The 18,297-nt window shown below is 65.5% G+C and carries 22 protein-coding genes, 1 tRNA gene and 1 pseudogene; 18 read left to right on the top strand and 6 right to left on the bottom strand.

Annotation, left to right across the window (positions count from 1 at the left end; genetic code table 11):
- Positions 1-3: 3 nt before the first annotated feature.
- The 3 genes from O5O54_RS10170 to O5O54_RS10160 all read right to left on the bottom strand — a co-directional run bounded on the left by O5O54_RS10170 (position 4) and on the right by O5O54_RS10160 (position 1,418).
- Positions 4-282 (bottom strand): cysteine rich repeat-containing protein, encoded by a 279-nt coding sequence (locus tag O5O54_RS10170; protein ID WP_245290093.1) that lies wholly within the window; start codon positions 280-282, stop codon positions 4-6.
- Positions 279-773: a sterol desaturase family protein gene (locus O5O54_RS10165; protein ID WP_245290094.1), complete on the bottom strand. Its 495-nt coding sequence runs from the start codon at positions 771-773 to the stop codon at positions 279-281. Before O5O54_RS10165 ends, O5O54_RS10170 begins: the two co-directional genes overlap by 4 nt.
- 129 nt (positions 774-902) lie before the next feature.
- Complete coding sequence (locus O5O54_RS10160; RefSeq protein ID WP_197283952.1) at positions 903-1,418, bottom strand: hypothetical protein; 516 nt, start codon at positions 1,416-1,418, stop codon at positions 903-905.
- Between the two features lie 9 nt (positions 1,419-1,427).
- Between O5O54_RS10160 and O5O54_RS10155 the strand changes: the two genes are divergently transcribed.
- Positions 1,428-2,144, top strand: coding sequence for a response regulator (locus tag O5O54_RS10155; protein WP_050742840.1), 717 nt, complete (start codon positions 1,428-1,430; stop codon positions 2,142-2,144).
- Positions 2,141-3,508, top strand: coding sequence for a cell wall metabolism sensor histidine kinase WalK (locus tag O5O54_RS10150; protein ID WP_245318716.1), 1,368 nt, complete (start codon positions 2,141-2,143; stop codon positions 3,506-3,508). Before O5O54_RS10155 ends, O5O54_RS10150 begins: the two co-directional genes overlap by 4 nt.
- Positions 3,509-3,743: 235 nt before the next feature.
- Here the strand turns inward: O5O54_RS10150 and O5O54_RS10145 are convergent, their stop codons facing one another.
- A complete protein-coding gene (locus O5O54_RS10145) occupies positions 3,744-4,016 on the bottom strand; it encodes a conjugal transfer protein TraD (RefSeq protein WP_050742841.1) in 273 nt (90 codons plus the stop codon).
- A 1-nt stretch (position 4,017) separates the two neighbouring features.
- Complete coding sequence (locus O5O54_RS10140) at positions 4,018-4,344, bottom strand: conjugal transfer protein TraD (RefSeq protein WP_197283953.1); 327 nt, start codon at positions 4,342-4,344, stop codon at positions 4,018-4,020.
- A 171-nt stretch (positions 4,345-4,515) separates the two neighbouring features.
- Here O5O54_RS10140 and traA point away from each other — a divergent pair, with 171 nt between their 5' ends.
- The 6 genes and pseudogenes from traA to O5O54_RS10110 all read left to right on the top strand — a co-directional run.
- Positions 4,516-7,470 carry a Ti-type conjugative transfer relaxase TraA gene (traA, locus tag O5O54_RS10135; protein ID WP_279481280.1) on the top strand — a complete coding sequence of 985 codons (2,955 nt, stop codon included), beginning with the start codon at positions 4,516-4,518 and terminating at the stop codon, positions 7,468-7,470.
- Positions 7,471-7,607: 137 nt separating this feature from the next.
- Entirely contained in the window at positions 7,608-7,835 is a 228-nt protein-coding gene (locus O5O54_RS10130) for an AlpA family transcriptional regulator (RefSeq protein WP_050742843.1), read from the top strand.
- Positions 7,825-8,142, top strand: a complete 318-nt coding sequence (locus O5O54_RS10125; RefSeq protein WP_050742844.1) for a hypothetical protein — start codon at positions 7,825-7,827, stop codon at positions 8,140-8,142. The genes O5O54_RS10130 and O5O54_RS10125 overlap by 11 nt, the downstream gene beginning before the upstream one ends.
- A gap of 13 nt (positions 8,143-8,155) precedes the next feature.
- Positions 8,156-8,410 carry a type II toxin-antitoxin system HicA family toxin gene (locus O5O54_RS10120; RefSeq protein ID WP_050742845.1) on the top strand — a complete coding sequence of 85 codons (255 nt, stop codon included), beginning with the start codon at positions 8,156-8,158 and terminating at the stop codon, positions 8,408-8,410.
- The gene (locus O5O54_RS10115; protein ID WP_012090880.1) at positions 8,407-8,739 is read left to right on the top strand and encodes a type II toxin-antitoxin system HicB family antitoxin; all 333 of its coding nucleotides are present in this window, start codon (positions 8,407-8,409) and stop codon (positions 8,737-8,739) included. Before O5O54_RS10120 ends, O5O54_RS10115 begins: the two co-directional genes overlap by 4 nt.
- A gap of 40 nt (positions 8,740-8,779) precedes the next feature.
- Positions 8,780-10,408 (top strand): annotated as a pseudogene (locus tag O5O54_RS10110) (recombinase family protein); the annotation flags it as partial.
- Here the strand turns inward: O5O54_RS10110 and O5O54_RS10105 are convergent.
- Positions 10,379-10,468 (bottom strand) — tRNA-Ser (locus tag O5O54_RS10105). The pseudogene O5O54_RS10110 and the gene O5O54_RS10105 overlap by 30 nt on opposite strands.
- Before the next feature lie 321 nt (positions 10,469-10,789).
- Here O5O54_RS10105 and rplU point away from each other — a divergent pair.
- The 10 genes from rplU (at position 10,790) to rlmH (ending at position 18,089) form a co-directional block, all read left to right on the top strand.
- A complete protein-coding gene (gene rplU, locus O5O54_RS10100; RefSeq protein ID WP_279481251.1) occupies positions 10,790-11,278 on the top strand; it encodes a 50S ribosomal protein L21 in 489 nt (162 codons plus the stop codon).
- Positions 11,279-11,390: 112 nt separating this feature from the next.
- Positions 11,391-11,660 carry a 50S ribosomal protein L27 gene (gene rpmA / locus O5O54_RS10095; RefSeq protein WP_279481249.1) on the top strand — a complete coding sequence of 90 codons (270 nt, stop codon included), beginning with the start codon at positions 11,391-11,393 and terminating at the stop codon, positions 11,658-11,660.
- A gap of 82 nt (positions 11,661-11,742) precedes the next feature.
- Complete coding sequence (locus O5O54_RS10090; protein ID WP_407061685.1) at positions 11,743-12,363, top strand: GNAT family N-acetyltransferase; 621 nt, start codon at positions 11,743-11,745, stop codon at positions 12,361-12,363.
- Entirely contained in the window at positions 12,327-12,911 is a 585-nt protein-coding gene (locus O5O54_RS10085; protein WP_279481245.1) for a DUF3833 family protein, read from the top strand. The genes O5O54_RS10090 and O5O54_RS10085 overlap by 37 nt, the downstream gene beginning before the upstream one ends.
- Positions 12,912-13,006: 95 nt before the next feature.
- Positions 13,007-14,074: a GTPase ObgE gene (obgE, locus tag O5O54_RS10080; protein WP_279481243.1), complete on the top strand. Its 1,068-nt coding sequence runs from the start codon at positions 13,007-13,009 to the stop codon at positions 14,072-14,074.
- On the top strand, positions 14,071-15,222 hold the full coding sequence (gene proB, locus O5O54_RS10075; protein ID WP_279481241.1) for a glutamate 5-kinase: 1,152 nt from the start codon (positions 14,071-14,073) through the stop codon (positions 15,220-15,222). Before obgE ends, proB begins: the two co-directional genes overlap by 4 nt.
- Positions 15,212-16,486, top strand: coding sequence for a glutamate-5-semialdehyde dehydrogenase (locus tag O5O54_RS10070; RefSeq protein ID WP_279481239.1), 1,275 nt, complete (start codon positions 15,212-15,214; stop codon positions 16,484-16,486). Before proB ends, O5O54_RS10070 begins: the two co-directional genes overlap by 11 nt.
- 41 nt (positions 16,487-16,527) lie before the next feature.
- Positions 16,528-17,121 carry a nicotinate-nucleotide adenylyltransferase gene (locus O5O54_RS10065; protein WP_279481237.1) on the top strand — a complete coding sequence of 198 codons (594 nt, stop codon included), beginning with the start codon at positions 16,528-16,530 and terminating at the stop codon, positions 17,119-17,121.
- Between the two features lie 117 nt (positions 17,122-17,238).
- On the top strand, positions 17,239-17,610 hold the full coding sequence (rsfS, locus tag O5O54_RS10060) for a ribosome silencing factor (RefSeq protein ID WP_279481376.1): 372 nt from the start codon (positions 17,239-17,241) through the stop codon (positions 17,608-17,610).
- Positions 17,607-18,089, top strand: coding sequence for a 23S rRNA (pseudouridine(1915)-N(3))-methyltransferase RlmH (gene rlmH, locus O5O54_RS10055; RefSeq protein WP_279481235.1), 483 nt, complete (start codon positions 17,607-17,609; stop codon positions 18,087-18,089). The genes rsfS and rlmH overlap by 4 nt, the downstream gene beginning before the upstream one ends.
- Positions 18,090-18,297 lie beyond the last annotated feature (208 nt).

Here is an 18,297-nt window from a genome sequence, read left to right as displayed (position 1 = left end):
CCGTCACTTCGGAAGAGCCTCAGCGAGCGCGGCCTGGCAGCTCGGCGTGAGGTTCGCCCGATTTGCCTGAAGGCAAGCGGCAATCCGGCCGCCACCCGGCTGAATGCCCTGGCAATACTGCTTGAGATCAGCCTTGCAAGCCTGGACGACTTTCCTCGCCAGCGCCTGCATTTCGGGGGTCATCTGGCTTTGAGCCATAGCGGCTGCGGGCGCTGCGCAAGCAGCGGCGAGCAGCGCAATGCTCAGCCAACGGGTCGGGGTCAGGCGATTGATGGCACTCATAATATTTCCTTCCATTGATCTGTCTGTTGGGGAGCATCAGCCTTCGCTCGCCCGGTTGTGGGCGATTTAGGTTTGGCTGCCGACGCCTTTTTGCGCGTGACGGGGCCGAAGAGAACGGCGATTTTTTGCTTGAGCGTGGAAGCTGCGCGCACATCTCGTATCATTGCGCTCCATTCGGAAAACGCGATGCGCAGCGGATGATGCGATGCCGAGCCGCCACGCAGACCGTAGGTCAGCGGCTTGCCGTCCGGCGCTTCGGCAAAGGTGCCGAACAGCCGGTCGAAGACGATCAGTATGCCGCCGAAGTTCCTGTCGAGGTACTCGGCGTCCGAAGCATGGTGCACCCGATGATGGGAAGGCGTGTTGAATATCCATTCGAACGAGCCGAAGCCGGGTGAGAGCTCGGTATGAAGGAAGAACTGATAGGCAAGGTTTGCCGCGAGCGTCGCGACGATGGCGAACGGATGAAAGCCAAGAAAGGCCAGCGGCAATACAAAGGGACGAAGGACTGCATGGCCGAGCCTCGATATCGCGCGAGATGATCATGAAATTGCAAGCCGGCGGCTTCCTGGGGTTCGGCGTGCCGCCGGCTCGTCACGGTGCGGACTGGCTATGGTCGACTACCAGTTGACGCTCCCCTGACGGGTGACGGTATTGCCGTTCGGGCCTGTCGTGGCCGCCGATCCGCTGCAGGAGCCACCCTCCTGGCAGGTTACCGTTCGTGACCGGGAATAGGTCTGGCCGTCCGGACCGCTTCGGGTCACATCGCGCGAGCAGGAGCCGCCCGAGCAGCCGCCGCTTGCGTGCATCGAGGCTGTGCCGTTGGCGCCGCTCACCGAACGATCGCGGCTCCACGCATTTGCGTCAGCGGCTGCCGTCAATGCAAATGTGCCGGCCAGAACCGCGGCGGTGATGGTCTTCATCATGATCTTGTCCTCTCTGTCATCAGACTTTGCAGGAATGAGACTTTGCAGGAATGCCGAAAGCCGGGTGCATTCGACATACGGACAAGATTCGACGCTTTCGGTATCACGCCGATAAACAGCCTGTGTCGAGATGTTCGGTTTTGTTGCTGACGTGTAGAGAATTGTAGCAGCGGCCTCCGCATTCTTGATCGCACTCTGGTTTCGGTTCATTTTCCGGCCATGGAAGACTTGGTACGCACAATCCTCGTCGTGGACGATGATCCGGAGATAAGGCGACTCGTCGCAGCCTTGCTGTCACGCGAAGGCTTCGACGTCCGAACCGCCGAAAACGGCCTGGAACTGGACGATGTTCTGCGCAGGGTTCGGCCGGATCTGATCATCCTCGACCTGATGCTGCCGGGAGAGGACGGGCTTTCGATCTGTCGTCGCATGCGCTCCGAGGGCGCTTTTCCCATACTGATGCTGACCGCCAAGAACGACGAAATGGATCGGGTGGTGGGACTGGAGGTCGGTGCCGACGACTATGTTTCGAAACCGTTCGGACCGCGCGAACTCCTTGCGCGCGTGCGCGCCCTTCTTCGCCGCAGCCAGTCCCAGCCTCTCCAGGCCGCGAGCCGGCGGTACGGTTTCGATCGCTTCATCATCGATCTCGATGCTCGCCAATTGACTGACGAGGACGGCGAACCGGCAACACTGACGAGCGCGGAATTCGACCTTCTGACGTGCTTCGTGCTGCGCCCTCGCCGCGTTCTCTCTCGCGATCAGATTCTCGACTGGACGCATGGCCGCAATGCCGATCCGCTCGACCGGACGGTCGACATCCTGGTGTCGCGGCTGCGCAAGAAACTGGAGAGTCTCAGCCCCGGCAACACCCTGATCAGTACGGTCCGCAACGGCGGCTATCTGCTGACGGTGCCGGTGCGGCAGGTACTATGATGTTCCGTCTTGGGCTGTCCGCTCGGATCCTCGGCGTAGGCGTAACGTTCCTTTTGACCGCCTGGATCGCGCTCGTGGCGTTTTACTACTGGTCGAACGGCCTCAGTCGCATCTCCACCTATCCCCCCACCACCCAGATTCTCATGGTGGCAGATGTATTGTCGGAGGCCGGACCGCAAGCGCGCAGAAAACTTGCTGCGGCGATCGGTTCGTCCGTCCTGACCGTGGAGATCGATCCGCCCGGCGTGACGGCGCCGGAACCGGTCACGCGCGAGCATATGGAAGATCTGCCGGAGTTTGCCGGCTACCGCGATGCGCTGGGAGAGAGGCTTGTTTCGATCAGTAGACTTGGCGCTGCCGAATCCGGTGCCAGGCGGCCGCGTTTGTTGGCAGGAGCGATAGACCCCATCGAGTTCCGGGTGCGGCTGAACGATGGCGCCATCGCGCGGCTGCAAACAAAGACGCCGTTTATCGTCACACTGTTCGGTCTTCCGGCCGGCATGGGTGCCGGCTTGGTGGGAACGCTTTTCGCGCTGGCTGCCTTCATTCTTCTTCACCGGGAAATACGACCGTTGACCCAGCTTGCAGCCGCGGTGGACAGGATGGATCCCTCCGTGGAGCCGGTGCAGTTGACCAAAATCCCTTTCCGGACGCCGGAAACCGTTGCTCTCGTGAAGGCATTCGAGCGGCTGCAGAACCGGCTTCAGTCCATAATCAGCAGCCGGTTCGCGCTCATCAGCGGCGTTCAACATGACGTGCGATCTTTTGCGACGCGTCTGCGGCTGAAAATCGACCACATCTGCGATCCGACAGAGCGGGAGAAGGCGATCCGCGATATCGCCGATATGGTTGACCTTCTCGACAACGCTCTGCTGACCGCCCGGGCCGGCGTCGGCGCACTCGATGAAGAGCTTCTGGATCTCGTCGCCCTTGTCGAGCAGGAGACCGCCGATCTGAAGGCATCGGGCTGGAATGTGGCCCTGAAATCCCCGCCACAATATCGAGAGATACTCGTTATAGTCGATCGCCTCGCAGTCAGGCGAATCCTCGCGAACCTCGTCGACAACGCCATGAAGTATGGGCAGATCGCAAATGTTACGCTAAAGGAGCGCGACAACACAGCGGTCATCCTGGTCGAAGACAATGGTCCGGGCATTGCTGAAGGCGAAATCGATCTTCTTTTGGAACCGTTTGTTCGCGCGGAGCCCTCGCGTGCCCGCAAAACCGGTGGGGCCGGGCTTGGCCTTGCTGTGGTTAGAAACCTTGTAGAAGCCCAAGGCGGGACGATAGTTCTAGGCAACCGTCCCGAAGGCGGAGCCCGTGTAGAAATCCGCTTCCCACTATTCGAATCTCAAAAGGCATAGCCTTGGGTCAACGACTCTTATCACATCTGCGCCCGAGACGACGCCAATCGCCTTCAATCGCAAGGGCGCTGATCCGGGACAACGCGGAAGATCGCGATCGCATCTTCAACCATCTCTTCAGTCGGACCTTACGCGAGGTATGCGAAACTCCGACTTCCTGATCCACATCAATTTTGCGCGGCAAGCCGCGCGATAGCGGGCGGCGCTGCGATATGTGGGGTCTCCGCACCGCCCGCTATCGCTCACGCCCTGTCGTGCTGGTCGCAACCGAAGTGAGATTCATGCCGTCACGTTCCGCCTCGAACGCCTCTTTCCCCTTTCCGGCCCACAGCGCCCGCGCCCGTTCGCTGTCCTCGCTCTGCAACTTGTCCGCCATCCAGATCATCGCGCCGTAGATCATGGCGCGATCGTCGCCGGTCAGGTCCACGATCCCGGCTTTGACGACGAGACCACCCAGCTCAATCAGATGCCGCGTGCGCTTGCGGCGCTCGACCTGCCAGCTTCGCATGTCATGCCGCGCCCGTGCCGCCTGATGGCGGTTGCGCGCCGCCCGATTGCGCCGGAGCGCCGCCGTTGTCGCGCTCAGATGCCGGAGCAGATCGCCGCGATCGGCCCTGAAAAAACGCGGCCCCGCGCTTCGCCCACGCCTCCCTCTTTCCGGCTTCCTTGGTTTCGGCCAGCACGATCAGCGCGCCCGCCAGTTCCTCGGCGCTGAGGGCGTCGGCGCCAGTCGAGATGACCAGCTCGCCAAGCTGTTGCACTTTGCGGGCTTTCAGGTCTCGCGCCTTGTCTTCCAGCGACTTCAGTTCCGCATCGAAGTCCCGTGGCTTGCGCATCGCCATCTCCATAAGCTGTTGCTGGAGCGATGATAGTTGAGCGTCTGCCGCAATGCTGTAAGGTTGCCGAGACAAGCTGAAACGGCGCGGGATGTCCCGAGAAATTCATTTCGAGGGCGCGCTTATACGTCGTTCCGACGTGCGCTCAGAGGTGTAGATGATTTGATCGCGATGGCGATCTATCATCTTCACGTCAAGGTCATTGGCCGTAAGGCCGGAAGCAGCGCGGTGGCCTCCGCCGCCTACCGCTCGGCCTCGCGAATGCGCGACGAGCGCATCGACCGCGTGCAGGATTTTTCCAACAAACGCGGCGTCGTCCATTCCGAGGTGCTATTGCCGGACGGTGCGCCCGAAGTCTGGTCCGACCGCGAACGCCTCTGGAACGATGTGGAGGCATTCGAGGTGCGCAAGGATGCGCAGCTTGCGCGCGAGGTCGAATTCGCCATTCCGCGCGAGATGAGCGAGGAACAAGGGATTTCCCTTGCCCGCGACTTCGCACAGTCGGAATTCGTCGATCAGGGCATGATCGCCGATCTGAATGTGCATTGGGATTTTGCCGAGGCCGGCAACCCCAAGCCCCATGCCCATGTGATGCTCACCATGCGCAGCGTGGATGAAAACGGTTTCGGCCAGAAGGTGCGCGACTGGAACCGGACGGAGATGGTCGAGCGCTGGCGGGAACGCTGGGCCGATCATGTCAACGAGCGGCTTGCCGAACTCGACATTGACGCGCGCATCGATCACCGCAGCCTAGAAGCACAGGGCATCGGCCTTGAGCCGCAAAGCCAGATTGGCGCACCGGCGCAGCGCATCGAGGGCGAAGGCGTTGAAGCCGCCGACCGCACGGACATGCACCGCGAGATTGCCCGCAACAATGGCGAGCGGATCATTGCCGATCCTTCCATTGCACTGGACGCGATCACGCAGCAGCAATCAACCTTCACGCGGCGCGACATGGCGAAGTTCGCCCATCGCCACAGCGACGGGTTGGACCAGTTCAACGAGGTCATGGGCGCGATGGGAAACGCCCCTGACCTGATCGAACTCGGCAAGGATTCTCGTGGCGAGGATCGGTTCACCACGCGCGACATGATCGAGGCCGAACAGCGCCTGCACCGCGCGGCGGAAATGATGGCCGAGAAGCAGTTGCACGAAGTCAGCGACCGGGACCGCGAAGCCGCATTGGTCCGCGCCGAACAGCGCGGCCTTGTCCTGTCCGGCGAGCAGGCCGACGCGCTGGCGCATGTCACGGACGGGCGCGACCTTGGTATTGTCGTCGGCTACGCCGGAACGGGAAAGAGCGCCATGCTCGGTGTGGCGCGCGAGGCATGGGAGGCGGCAGGCTACGAGGTGCGCGGCGTGGCCCTGTCGGGTATCGCCGCCGAGAATCTGGAAAGCGGTTCTGGCATTGCGTCCCGCACCATCGCCAGCATGGAACACGGCTGGAAAAACGGTCGCGACATGCTGACTTCGCGCGACGTGCTGGTGATCGACGAGGCGGGCATGGTCGGCACGCGGCAGATGGAGCGCGTCCTGTCCTATGCGGCCGAAGCCGGGGCCAAGGTGGTGCTGGTCGGCGATCCGCAGCAGTTGCAATCCATTGAGGCAGGCGCGGCATTCCGGTCGATCCATGAGCGCCACGGCGGCGCGGAAATCGGCGAGGTGCGCCGCCAGCGCGAGGATTGGCAGCGCGACGCCACCCGCGATCTGGCGAGCGACAGGACCGGCAAAGCGATCAACGCTTATGATAGTCACGACATGGTGCATTCCGCTGAAACCCGCGAACAGGCACGCGGCGATCTGATCGACCGCTGGGACCGCGACCGGCAGGCTAACCCCGACGCAAGCCGCATCATCCTCACCCACACCAATGCCGAGGTGCGAGAACTCAACGAGGCCGCCCGTGACCGGATGCGGGAGGCTGGCGATCTGGGCGAGGATGTGCGCGTCAAGGTCGAGCGCGGAGACAGAAATTTCGCCAGTGGCGAGCGCGTGATGTTCCTGCAAAACGAACGCGGGCTTGGCGTGAAGAATGGCACGCTCGGCACAATCGAACAAGTCAGCACCCAGAGCATGACGGTTCGCACCGATGACGGGCGCAACGTCTCGTTCGAATTGAAGGACTATGACCGGATCGACCACGGCTATGCCGCGACCATCCACAAGGCGCAGGGCATGACCGTGGACCGGACGCATGTGCTGGCAACGCCCGGCATGGACGCCCACGGCAGCTATGTCGCCCTGTCTCGGCACCGTGACGGCATGGACCTGCATTATGGCCGCGACGACTTCGCCAGTCAGGACAAGCTCATCAGCACCCTGTCGCGCGACCGGGCCAAGGACATGGCGTCGGACTACGAGCGCGCCGACCCGGCCCAAAGCTTTGCCGAGCGGCGCGGCATCACTTTCCGCGAGCGGATGGAGCGGGTTGTCAAGATCGTCAAGCGGGTTCCCGAAAAGGTGCGCGGCATGTTTGATGGCCTGCACCTGGCCGCAGACGGTGCAGCCGTTTCGGACGCGGTTAGGCAGCCGGAAAGGAAGGATGAGGAAGACCCGGAAGCCGCCTTGCGCCGCGCCCGCAGGCAGGCGCTTGTCCGCCATGCCCGCGCCTCCGATGCGATCCTTGACGCCAAGCAACAGGGTCTCACGCCTTCCGACGAGCAGCGGCGTGAGTTGGGCGCGGCACGGCGGGCCTTCGAGGAAGTCCGCCCGCACGGCTGGCAGGATGCGGAGGCGGCTTACAGCAAGGACAACAGCCTTGCCCGCGAGGCGGGCGGCGGCAGGATCGACCGCGCCATCCGCGCCCTCCAGCTCGAAACAGAAATCCGCACCGATCCGGCCCGTGATCCGAACTGGCGCGCGGATCGTTTCGTGGAGCGCTTTCAGGAACTCGGGCAGGCGGGCGAACACAGATATGCGGCTGGCGACTATTCCGGCCACAGAGCCGCGCGGGCGGAGATGGGCAACATGGCGATGAGCCTCGAACGCGATCCGCAGATGGAATCCCTGCTCGAAGGCCGCAAGAAGCAACTCGGCATCAGCATGGATTTCGACTCAGGCATGAGGCTTGGTCGGCAACTCGCCCTCAGTCACGGTCTCGGCAGGGGCCGGGGCATCGGTTTGTAGATCGTAGAACCTACCTTTTTGCCGCCCTTTGTACGCCGCAGCACTACGACGGCTAAATACTTCTTGCACAACGACAAATCGTTGCTCTGTCTGGTCTCTGTAATCGCCAGAAACAGCCAGCAGGAGGCAGCGCAGCCATGCGTCAACCAGACCGCATCATCCGCTTCAACACCGTCCGCGCCCGCACCGGCCTGTCGCGGTCCACCATCTACCGCAAGATCGCAGAGGGCACGTTCCCGGCCCAACTCAAGATCAGCACCAACGGCGCGGGATGGCGGGAATCCGACATCAACCGATGGATTGCCGATCCCGCCGGGTGGCGGCAGCGTCCGCGCAACGAGTTCGACTTCCTCGATGACTATTGATCGCAGGAACGACGACAAGCCCGAGACAGCATCCCGTTCCCGGCACGCCGAACGCCCGCCCACGGCATCGGAACAGCTTGAGGAACTGCTGGGCTATCCGTGGCCGTTCCCCGGCAGGCCGCCCAAACACGACCTCAGCACATGGACAGTCACCGACGACTGGCCCGACCCCGTTCCGGTTACGGAGGCCGAAATCGAGGTGTTCGAGCGATGGTTCGGCGACCTGTTCGATGAACTGTTCGGCCCCGACATTGCCTTGCCTGACGCCGGGACCGAAATCGACCTTGAAAACGGTACTAGAAAATGATACTGGATGCTCCATGAAAAAGCGTCACAGAGCCACGCTGGAACTGATCTTCGCCCGCCCGGTCAACGGTTCGATCCGCTGGGCCGACATAGAGGCGCTGTTTTTAAGCCTCGGGGCGGAAGTCAGTGAGCGGGAAGGTTCGCGCGTCGGCGTGTTCCTGTTCGGCGAAGTGCGCGTCTTTCATCGCCCGCATCCGTCACCGGATACGGACAAAGGTGCGGTTGCCAGCATCCGTAAATGGCTGGACGAACACGGAGTAAAGCCATGAACAATGTCGTTGAAATCAATGGCGAGAAGGCGGTTATCGCTTTCGATCCCGAGATTCAGATGCTGCGCGGCGAGTTTGTCGGCCTCAATGGCGGGGCCGACTTCTATGCCGAAAGCGTCCACGATCTGATCGAGGAAGGCCGCAAGTCGCTGGCCGTCTATCTTGAAATGTGCCGGGAAAAGGGGATTGAGCCGCGCCGGAAGTTCTCCGGCAAGTTCAATGTCCGCCTCACGCCTGACGACCATGCCGCCGCAGTCATTGCCGCCGCAGCATCGGGCAAGAGCCTGAATGAATGGATCGTCGGGACGATCCGGGAGGCCGCTGAGTAGCGGCCTCGTTCGTTCGACCGGGTTTGAAAGGGGACTGATTATGACCGCTTCTTCCGTGCCGCTACGCGCCGCCCTCTATCTGCGTGTTTCGACGGCGCGGCAGGCCGAGCATGACGTGTCGATTCCCGACCAGAAGCGGCAGGGTGAAGCCTATTGCGAGTCACGCGGGCTGCAACTGGTCGAAACCTTCATCGAACCCGGCGCATCGGCCACCAACGACCGCCGCCCCGAGTTTCAGCGCATGATCGAGGCCGGAACGTCGAAGCCCGCGCCATTTGATGTTGTTGTAGTCCACTCGTTCAGCCGGTTCTTCCGCGATCACTTCGAGCTTGAGTTCTATGTCCGCAAGCTGGCGAAGAATGGCGTCAAGCTGGTTTCGATAACACAGGAAATGGGGGATGACCCCATGCACGTCATGATGCGGCAGATCATGGCGCTGTTCGATGAATACCAGTCCAAGGAGAACGCCAAGCACGTCATGCGAGCCTTGAAGGAGAATGCCCGGCAAGGCTTCTGGAACGGCTCGCTTCCTCCTATCGGCTATCGCACCGTCGCCGCCGAGCAGCGCGGAGCCAAGGTCAAGAAGAAGCTGGAAATCGACCCGCTCCACGCCGACACGGTGCGCCTGATCTATCGCCTCGCGCTGGAAGGCGACGGCACGACCGGCCAAATGGGCGTCAAGAATATCGTTTCTTACCTCAACAGCCGACGCATCTTTACCCGCGACGGCGGGCGTTGGGGCATCGGTCAGGTTCACCGCATCCTCACCCGCCGCACCTATATGGGCGAGCATGAGTTCAACAAGCGTAGCAAGACCAAGGAATTGAAGCCGACGAGCGAGATCGTCACCGTCCCTGTTCCGCCGATCATCGACAAAGAGACGTTCGACGCGGTTCAGAAACTGCTCAAGGCGCGCAATCCCAAGGTCATGCCAGCCCGCGTCATCAGCGGCCCGACCATGCTGACCGGCCTGATCCATTGCGCCAAGTGCGGCGGGGCCATGACCATCCGCACCGGCAAGGGCGGGCGCTATCGCTACTATGCTTGTTCGATGAAGGCGCGGCAGGGGCCGACCGCGTGCAGCGGCATGGCCGTGCCGATGGACAAGCTGGACGATCTGGTCGCCGACCACCTTGAGGGCCAGCTTCTCCAACCCGAGCGGCTGGAAACCGTCCTTGCCGCCGCGCTGGACCGCAGGGAAGAACACGCCGAGCGCCGCCGCGAGCATATCGCCGAGTTGAACAAGCGCTCAGCCGAATCGGAATTGCGCCTCAAGCGGCTTTACGACGCCATCGAGGCGGGCATTGCCGATCTGGACGACCCGGCGCTGAAAGACCGCATCGAGGGACTCAAGGCCATCCGCGATCAGGCCAAGGCGGACGCAGAGCGTGCGCAGGCGATGCTCCAGAACACAGGACAGAAGGCGGTGACGCCGCAGATGCTGCGGAAGTTCGCCGCAACCGCCCGCGACCGTATCCGGCTGGAAAGTGGCGGCTATCGCCGCGACCACCTGCGCGCGCTTGCACAGCGTGTCGAGGTCGCGGAGGGCGAGGTTCGCATCATGGGATCGAAGTCCCGGCTGCTACAGACGCTTGTGGCGGGAAGTGGTGTAAACTCAGTGCCCACTCAGGGACTGAAGTGGCGGAGAGGGAGGGATTTGAACCCCCGATACCCTTGCGAGTATGCCGCATTTCGAGTGCGGTGCATTCAACCACTCTGCCACCTCTCCGTCCGAGGTCGATCTTCCGATCGAATAAGCATACGCTCAAGAAGCGTGGTCGGCGCCCTGCGGCGCGAGGGCTCTCTAGCAAACCATCGGGCCGTCGGACAAGAGGCAATCGTCGCTGGCGTCATCATTCCGAAACGAGGATGCGGGACGCTCTGCGCCCTTGACCTTTTGCGCCTGCGAGGATAGGCAACGCGCGTCGTGCCGTGCGACCCGGACGCCCCTTGCGGGGTCCCGAGCAATGTTTCGGCACCGTTCATAAAGAAGCACAAGAAGACGGCCCGCTCGCCTTGGCGACCGAGAGCCGATCCCAAGAGGCAAGATATGTTCGCAGTGATCAAGACCGGCGGCAAGCAGTACCGCGTCGCCGCCAACGACCAGTTCGAGATCGAGCGCCTGGCCGGAGAGGCCGGCGACAGCGTGTCGTTCACCGAAGTTCTGATGGTCGGCTCCACGATCGGCGCGCCCTTCGTGGCCGGCGCCACCGTGGTCGGCGAGATCGTCGAACAGACGCGCGGCCCGAAGGTCATCTCCTTCAAGAAGCGTCGTCGCCAGAACTCCAAGCGCACCCGCGGCCACCGCCAGGACCTGACGCTGATCCGCATCGCCGAGATCCTGACCGACGGCAAGCAGCCGACCGCCAAGGCGAAGGCTGAGAAGCCGGCCGGCGCTGCCGTCGCCGAGACGACCGAGGCCGCGCCGAAGAAGGCCGCCAAGGCCAAGGCTGCCGCGCCGGAAGCCGCAACCGACGAGGCCGCGCCGGCCAAGAAGCCGCGCGCGACCAAGAAGAAGGCCGAAGGCGGCGAGGCCTGAGACACGACGGGCGGGAGCCTCCAAGCCCTCGCCCCGTTGATCCGAGACATTCCTTCCGCGTCCGTGCGGTGCCATCCGGCCCCGGACGCTTGAACGACCAGGAGACTGAAACATGGCACACAAAAAGGCAGGCGGTTCCTCCCGCAACGGTCGCGACTCCGAGTCCAAGCGCCTCGGCGTGAAGAAGTTCGGCGGCGAGCATGTCATCGCCGGCAACATCCTCGTGCGTCAGCGCGGCACGCGCTGGCACCCGGGCGTGAATGTCGGCATCGGCCGCGACCACACCCTGTTCGCCGTTTCGGACGGGACCGTGACCTTCCAGAAGAAGGCGCAGGGCCGAACCTACGTGTCCGTCATGCCGAAAGCCGAAGCCGCCGAGTGACCGGTTGCTTCAGAGCGCCGGCGTCCCAACGACCCGGCCTCTGAACGACGGAACCGTCGGACGGGGAATGAGAGCCGGGGAGATGGGTCGCCATCTCCCCGTTTTGCATTTCCGGAGGGGTCCGATGACGTGCGAAGACAGCTGCCTCGAAACCGACGACGAAGACTGTCGGCTGACAACCCGACGCCTGGTCCTGCGGCAGGCCCGCATGAGCGATGCGCCGGAGATCGCGACCCACGCGAACGATCTCCAGATCGCGCAGATGACCTCGCGCATCCCCCACCCCTACGGGCTGGACGACGCGCGCGCGTTTCTCGGCGCCGCCCGGGACGAGCTGATCGTCGCGATCACGAGGCGGGCGGACGATCGCTTCCTCGGCCTTTGCAGCCTCGCGGCGTCGCCGACGCCCGGCGCGGCCGAGCTCGGCTACTGGATCGGCCGACCCTTCTGGGGCAACGGCTATGCGACGGAGGCCGCGCAGGCGGCGATCGACTACGGCTTCGCGGTTCTGGAGCTTTCCGCGATCGAGGTGCGCTGCCGGGTGATCAACACCGGGTCGCGGCGCGTGATTCAGAAGTGCGGCTTCGGCTATGTCGGCACCGGCCTGTCGACCTCGCTGGTGGCGGGCCGCGTGGCGAGCGAGACCTATCGGATGGACCGGCGGACATGGCAGTCGCTGAAAAGCTGGCAAACGCCCGAATGAGGGCCATCCGCGCCTTGGCGCTCGCCGCGCTCGTCGGCCTGTGCGTCGCGCCGGCTTCGGCGGCGGAGGGCTTCTCCCTGCGCTCCTTCTTTGTGGGGAAGAGCGTGAGTGCGGGCGAGATTCGCACGCTCGCGCTCTTCGGCGAACGGTTCACGGCGGGCTTTTCGGGATCGGTCTCGGGCGACGAGCTCGATCTCGATGAGCGGTTCCGCTTCGCCGACGGCGAGCGCCTCCAGCGCTGGCATCTGACCGAGCGGGACGGCCGCCTTGCCGGCACCGTTCTCACCGAGGACGGCGAGGGCCGGCTGCAAGGCCCCTTCCCCGTCTCGGGCACGGCGGGTCCCGGCGGTGCGACGCTGCGCTATCGCGGCATCGCGCCGGGTGGCGGGCGATTCCAGCTGGAATTCCGCCACGAGATGACGCCCCGCGGTGACGGGACGGTCGAGAACCGGGTCCGCGCGTCGCGCTTCGGGCTGCCGCTGGCGCGGGCGACCGTGACCTTCGCCAAGTCGGCCGAGGCGCTCGAAACCCATCTTTCCGACCCGTGAAGCCGCGGGTTCGAGTTTCAACGGCGCGCCGGGCGCGCTAAACAGGCCGCGAGATCGAAGACGACGCCGGCCGAAAGGGCATTCAGGACAGGACGATGAAGTTTCTCGACAAGGTCAAGGTCTATGTGCGCTCGGGCGACGGGGGCGCCGGCGCGGTGTCCTTCCGCCGCGAGAAGTTCATCGAGTTCGGCGGGCCGGACGGCGGCGACGGCGGGCGCGGCGGCGACGTCTTCATCGAGGCCGTCTCCGGCCTCAACACGCTGATCGACTACCGCTACCAGCAGCACTACCGCGCCAAGACCGGCATGCACGGCATGGGCCGCAACCGCACGGGCGCCAAGGGCGCCGACGTGACGCTGAAGGTTCCCGTGGGCACGCAGGTCTTCGCCGAGGACGAGGAGACGCTGCTCGCCGACCTCACCGAGGTCGGGCAGGTGTTCCGCGTCGCCGCCGGCGGCAACGGCGGCTTCGGCAACTGGCAGTTCAAGTCCTCGATCAACCAGGCGCCCCGCCGGGCCAACCCCGGCCTCGAGGGCGAGGAGCTGACGATCTGGCTCCAGCTCAAGCTGATCGCCGATGCCGGTGTGGTCGGCCTGCCCAACGCCGGCAAGTCCACCTTCCTGGCCAGCGTCACCGCCGCGCGGCCGAAGATCGCGGACTATCCCTTCACGACGCTTCATCCCAATCTCGGCGTCGCCACCGTCGACGGCCACGAGTTCGTCATCGCCGACATTCCCGGCCTTATCGAGGGCGCGCACGAGGGCGTCGGCATCGGCGATCGCTTCCTCGGCCATGTCGAGCGCACGCGCGTGCTGCTGCATCTCGTCTCGGCCGTCGAGGAGGATGTGGCCACCGCCTACACGACCGTGCGCCGCGAACTGGAGCTCTACGACGAGGGCCTGATCGAGAAGCCGGAGATCGTTGCCCTTTCCCAAGCCGATACGGTGGACGACGAGACCCGGCGCGACAAGCTGGATGCGCTGGCGCAGGCGAGCGGCACCAAGCCGCTCGTCCTTTCGGCCGTCACCCGGCATGGCCTGCCCGACGTGCTGCGCCGCCTGCGGCGCGAGATCGACGGCCTGTCGGACGACGCGGCCGACCAGGCGGCCGAGGACGCCAAGCGCTTCGGCGGCTCGCTGGCCGAGGAGGACTGGCGGGGATGAGCGACGGGCTGGCATCGTTTCGGCGCATCGTCATCAAGGTCGGGTCCGCGCTTCTCGTGGATCCCGACACGGGCCTGCGCCGCGAATGGCTGGAATCCCTGACGCAGGACGTCGCGGGGCTCCATGCCGAGGGGCGCGAGGTTCTGCTCGTCTCGTCCGGCGCGATCGCGCTCGGACGGTCGATCCTCAAGCTCTCGCGCGGGCCGCTGAAGCTCGAGGAGAGCCAGGCGGCGGCGGCGGTCGGCCAGATCGCCCTGTCGCGCGCCTATAGCGAAGCGCTGGGCGCCCACGGCATCGAAGCAGGGCAAATCCTGCTCACGCTCGGCGACACGGAGGAGCGCCGCCGCTATCTCAACGCGCGCGCTACCGTCGGCACGCTGCTCGGCTTCGGCGCGGTGCCCGTCATCAACGAGAACGACACGGTCGCCACCACCGAGATCCGCTACGGCGACAACGACCGGCTCGCCGCGCGGGTGGCGGCCATGATGTCGGCCGACCTTCTGGTGCTCCTGTCCGACATCGACGGGCTCTACACCGCCCCGCCGGCGCAGGACCCGAACGCCACGCATATCCCGCTGGTGGAATTGATCACCCCACAGATCGAGGCCATGGCGGGCGGCGCCGCCTCGCTCCTTTCGCGCGGCGGCATGAAGACCAAGATCGACGCCGGCAAGATCGCGACCGGTGCGGGCGCCGCCATGATCATCACCTCGGGCCAGAGGCTCCATCCGCTGGACGCGGTGCGCCGCGGCGAGCGCGCGACGCTGTTCCAGGCCGCGGCGGATCCGGTCCGTTCGCGCAAGCGCTGGATCGCCGGTCATCTCAACACGTCGGGCCGGCTGCATGTCGATGCCGGCGCGGTCCAGGCGCTCCATGCCGGCAAGAGCCTTCTGCCGGCCGGCGTGAAGCGGGTGGACGGCGACTTCCGCCGCGGCGATACGATCCTGGTGCTGGACGAGACGGGTGCGGAGATCGCGCGCGGCCTCGTTTCCTACGATGCGAGCGATGCGCGCCTGATCGCCGGGCTTCGATCGGCCGAGATCGAGGAGCGTCTCGGTCAGGGCGTGCGCGCCGCGATGATCCACCGCGACGACCTCGTGGTCGGGCGCAACTGGCAGGACGAAGGGGTTTTGCGCGATGCTGGATAAGGTTTCCGATCTCGCCGCGGTGATGGCCGACATGGGCGTGCGGGCGAAGGCCGCCGCGCGCGTGCTGGCCCAGGCGCCGACCGAGACGAAGGATGCGGCGCTGCGCGCCATGGCCGAGGCGGTGGAAGCGGCGACGCCTGAAATCCTGGCGGCCAACAAGGGCGATGTCGAGCGCGCGACGGCGGCCGGCATGGCGGCGGCGTTCGTCGATCGCCTCAAGCTTGACGAAGGGCGCGTGGCCGCGATCGCGGGCGCGCTGCGCGACATCGCCGCCCTGCCCGATCCGGTCGGCGCGGTCACCGAGGAATGGACACGCCCCAACGGCCTGACCATCCGGCGCGTGCGCACGCCCATCGGCACGATCGGCGTGATCTACGAGAGCCGGCCCAACGTGACGGCCGATGCCGGCGCGCTCTGCCTCAAGGCCGGCAATGCCGTGATCCTGCGCGGGGGCTCGGACTCGGCGCTGTCCTCGCGCGCGATTCACGCAGCGCTCGCCAAGGGCCTGGAGGCCGCCGGCCTGCCCGCCGATGCGATCCAGATCGTGCCCGTGTCCGACCGCGCGGCCGTCGGCGAGATGCTGGCGGGGCTCGGCGGAGCGATCGACGTGATCGTGCCGCGCGGCGGGCGCTCGCTCGTGGAGCGGGTCCAGCGCGACGCGCGCGTGCCGGTCTTCGCCCATCTCGAGGGCCTCTGCCACGTCTATATCGACAAGGCGGCGGACCTCGACATGGCGGTGGCCGTGACCATGAACTCCAAGATGCGGCGTACCGGCATCTGCGGCTCGGCCGAGACGCTGCTGGTGGACGAGGCGGTGGCGGCCTCGCATCTCGCGCCCGTCCTCGACGCGCTGGCCGCCAAGGGCTGCGAAATCCGCGGCAGCGAAGCCGTGCGCGCGCTCTACCCGGCCGCCAAGCCCGCGACGGAAGAGGACTTCCGCACCGAGTATCTCGACGCGATCATCTCGGTCGAGATCGTGCGGGGCGTGGAAGGAGCGATCGACCACATCGCGCGGTTCTCGTCCGGCCACACGGAGGCGATCGTCACCGAAGACGCCGCGGCCGTCGAGCGCTTCTTCAACGCCGTGGATTCTGCGATCCTCCTCCACAATGCCTCGACGCAGTTCGCCGACGGCGGAGAGTTCGGCTTCGGCGGCGAGATCGGCATCGCGACGGGCAAGATGCACGCGCGCGGGCCGGTCGGGGTCGAGCAGCTCACGAGCTTCAACTACCGCGTCTCGGGCACGGGCCAGCTTCGCACTTGAACGCCCCGACGCCGCCGGCGCCCAAGCCCGACGACCTCCGGATGCCCCCCGCCCCCGCCGGGCTGCGGGTGGGCCTCTTCGGCGGATCGTTCGACCCGCCGCACGAGGGCCACCTCCTCGTGGCGGAAACCGCGCTGCGCCGGCTGCGGCTCGACCGGCTGTGGTGGATCGTCAGCCCGGGCAACCCGCTCAAGGCCGGGCGCCCGCCCGCCCCGCTGGCCGCCCGCCTCGCGCTCTGCCGCGCGCTGGCCGAGGACCGGCGCATCGTCGTCACCGGTTTCGAAGCCTCGCACGACATCCGCTACACCGCCGACATGGTGGACCTCGTGCTGACGCATCGCCCCACGGGCCGTTTCGTCTGGGTTATGGGGGCCGACAATCTCGCCACCTTCCACCGCTGGCAATCCTGGCGCGAGATCGCCGCCCGACTGCCGATCGCGGTGGTGGACCGGCCGGGCGCGACGCTGGCCACCTTATCGTCGCCCGCCGCGCGGCTTCTCGCGGCCGAGCGCCTGCCGGAAGCGGACGCCCGCCTCTTGCCCGGTCTCGACCCGCCGGCCTGGACCTTTCTCCACGGGCGGCGCTCCACGCTGTCGTCCACTCGTCTGCGCGAGGCGGGTCGCCCCTCGTCTTGAAAGGGTCATCGATCCTTGCCACTTTACTTTGAGGATGGAAGCGAAGCTTCCGCCGCCACGCTCGAAAGGAGCAATTCGCTGAGACCCGCTGCCGAACTGAACGACGACCTCGACACCCTGCCCGCCCCCGGCGAGGCCCCGCGCTCCGAGCGCCCCGTGATCGACGTCGTGACCGCCAGCCTCGAAGACTCTAAGGCCGAAGAGGTCGTGGCGATCGACCTGCGGACCAAGTCCGCGCTCGCCGACCACATCGTGATCGCCTCCGGCCGGTCCAACCGCCACGTGTCCGCCGTCGCGGATCACCTCCTGCGCGACCTCAAGGAAGCGGGCTTTGGCAGCTCGAAGGTCGAGGGTCTCCAGAACGGCGACTGGGTGCTGATCGACGCGGGCGACATCATCGTCCACATCTTCCGGCCCGAAGTGCGCTCGTTTTACAATCTCGAGAAGATGTGGAGCGTGGCGGAGACGAGCGAGACCGTCACCCGTTGAAGCTCTGGATCGTCGCGGTCGGCCGCATGAAGGCCGGCCCCGAACAGGAGCTGGCCGCCCGCTACATCGACCGCCTGCGCAAGAGCGGCTCGCCGCTTGGGCTCGAATGGGGCGGTGTGGTCGAGCTTCCCGAGGCGCGCCAGTCCACGGTGCCCGAACGCAAGCGCGACGAGGCGGCTCGCATCGAAGCCGCGCTGCCCAATGGCGCCGCCTTCCTGGTCCTCGACGAGACCGGACGCACGCCGAATTCGCCGGAGTTCGCCGACGAGATCGCGCGCCTTCGCGACGGCGGCGCGCGCGACCTCGCCTTCGTGATCGGCGGCCCCGACGGGCTCCTGCCCGAGCTTCGCGAGCGCGCCGCCAAGGCGATCGCCTTCGGCCGCCTGACCCTGCCGCACCAGATCGTGCGCATCCTCCTCGCCGAGCAGCTCTACCGCGCGACGACGATCCTCTCCGGCCACCCCTACCATCGGTCTTGACGCCCCGCTTCGATGCAGGCCGGCAACAGCGTCGCGGAAACGACGCGCCGCGCCGGCCTCGCCGCGCGCGTGCCGTCATTGCCTGTCATCGCCATGGAGCCGGCTGGGCATGGCCCGCATGGTTGATGATATCTTAAGCTCCCGCCGCTAGTCTTAGCGGCGATGGAGCGGATCGGCAGGCGAGGATACGGGTTGCGCAGGTCTGGAG

This window comes from Aureimonas sp. SK2 (assembly GCF_029813115.1).
GTDB lineage: Bacteria > Pseudomonadota > Alphaproteobacteria > Rhizobiales > Rhizobiaceae > Aureimonas.
Note: the sequence above shows the minus strand (reverse complement) of the source record. Positions and strands in the feature narration are given on the sequence as shown.

Coding starts and splice junctions, on each gene's coding strand:
- O5O54_RS10170 (WP_245290093.1), bottom strand. CDS start 282: ATGAGTGCCATCAATCGCCTGACCCCGACCCGTTGGCTGAGCATTGCG.
- O5O54_RS10160 (WP_197283952.1), bottom strand. CDS start 1,418: ATGAACCGAAACCAGAGTGCGATCAAGAATGCGGAGGCCGCTGCTACA.
- O5O54_RS10155 (WP_050742840.1), top strand. CDS start 1,428: ATGGAAGACTTGGTACGCACAATCCTCGTCGTGGACGATGATCCGGAG.
- O5O54_RS10150 (WP_245318716.1), top strand. CDS start 2,141: ATGATGTTCCGTCTTGGGCTGTCCGCTCGGATCCTCGGCGTAGGCGTA.
- O5O54_RS10145 (WP_050742841.1), bottom strand. CDS start 4,016: ATGCGAAGCTGGCAGGTCGAGCGCCGCAAGCGCACGCGGCATCTGATT.
- O5O54_RS10140 (WP_197283953.1), bottom strand. CDS start 4,344: ATGCGCAAGCCACGGGACTTCGATGCGGAACTGAAGTCGCTGGAAGAC.
- traA (WP_279481280.1), top strand. CDS start 4,516: ATGGCGATCTATCATCTTCACGTCAAGGTCATTGGCCGTAAGGCCGGA.
- O5O54_RS10130 (WP_050742843.1), top strand. CDS start 7,608: ATGCGTCAACCAGACCGCATCATCCGCTTCAACACCGTCCGCGCCCGC.
- O5O54_RS10125 (WP_050742844.1), top strand. CDS start 7,825: ATGACTATTGATCGCAGGAACGACGACAAGCCCGAGACAGCATCCCGT.
- O5O54_RS10120 (WP_050742845.1), top strand. CDS start 8,156: ATGAAAAAGCGTCACAGAGCCACGCTGGAACTGATCTTCGCCCGCCCG.
- O5O54_RS10115 (WP_012090880.1), top strand. CDS start 8,407: ATGAACAATGTCGTTGAAATCAATGGCGAGAAGGCGGTTATCGCTTTC.
- rplU (WP_279481251.1), top strand. CDS start 10,790: ATGTTCGCAGTGATCAAGACCGGCGGCAAGCAGTACCGCGTCGCCGCC.
- rpmA (WP_279481249.1), top strand. CDS start 11,391: ATGGCACACAAAAAGGCAGGCGGTTCCTCCCGCAACGGTCGCGACTCC.
- O5O54_RS10090 (WP_407061685.1), top strand. CDS start 11,743: ATGGGTCGCCATCTCCCCGTTTTGCATTTCCGGAGGGGTCCGATGACG.
- O5O54_RS10085 (WP_279481245.1), top strand. CDS start 12,327: ATGGCAGTCGCTGAAAAGCTGGCAAACGCCCGAATGAGGGCCATCCGC.
- obgE (WP_279481243.1), top strand. CDS start 13,007: ATGAAGTTTCTCGACAAGGTCAAGGTCTATGTGCGCTCGGGCGACGGG.
- proB (WP_279481241.1), top strand. CDS start 14,071: ATGAGCGACGGGCTGGCATCGTTTCGGCGCATCGTCATCAAGGTCGGG.
- O5O54_RS10070 (WP_279481239.1), top strand. CDS start 15,212: ATGCTGGATAAGGTTTCCGATCTCGCCGCGGTGATGGCCGACATGGGC.
- O5O54_RS10065 (WP_279481237.1), top strand. CDS start 16,528: ATGCCCCCCGCCCCCGCCGGGCTGCGGGTGGGCCTCTTCGGCGGATCG.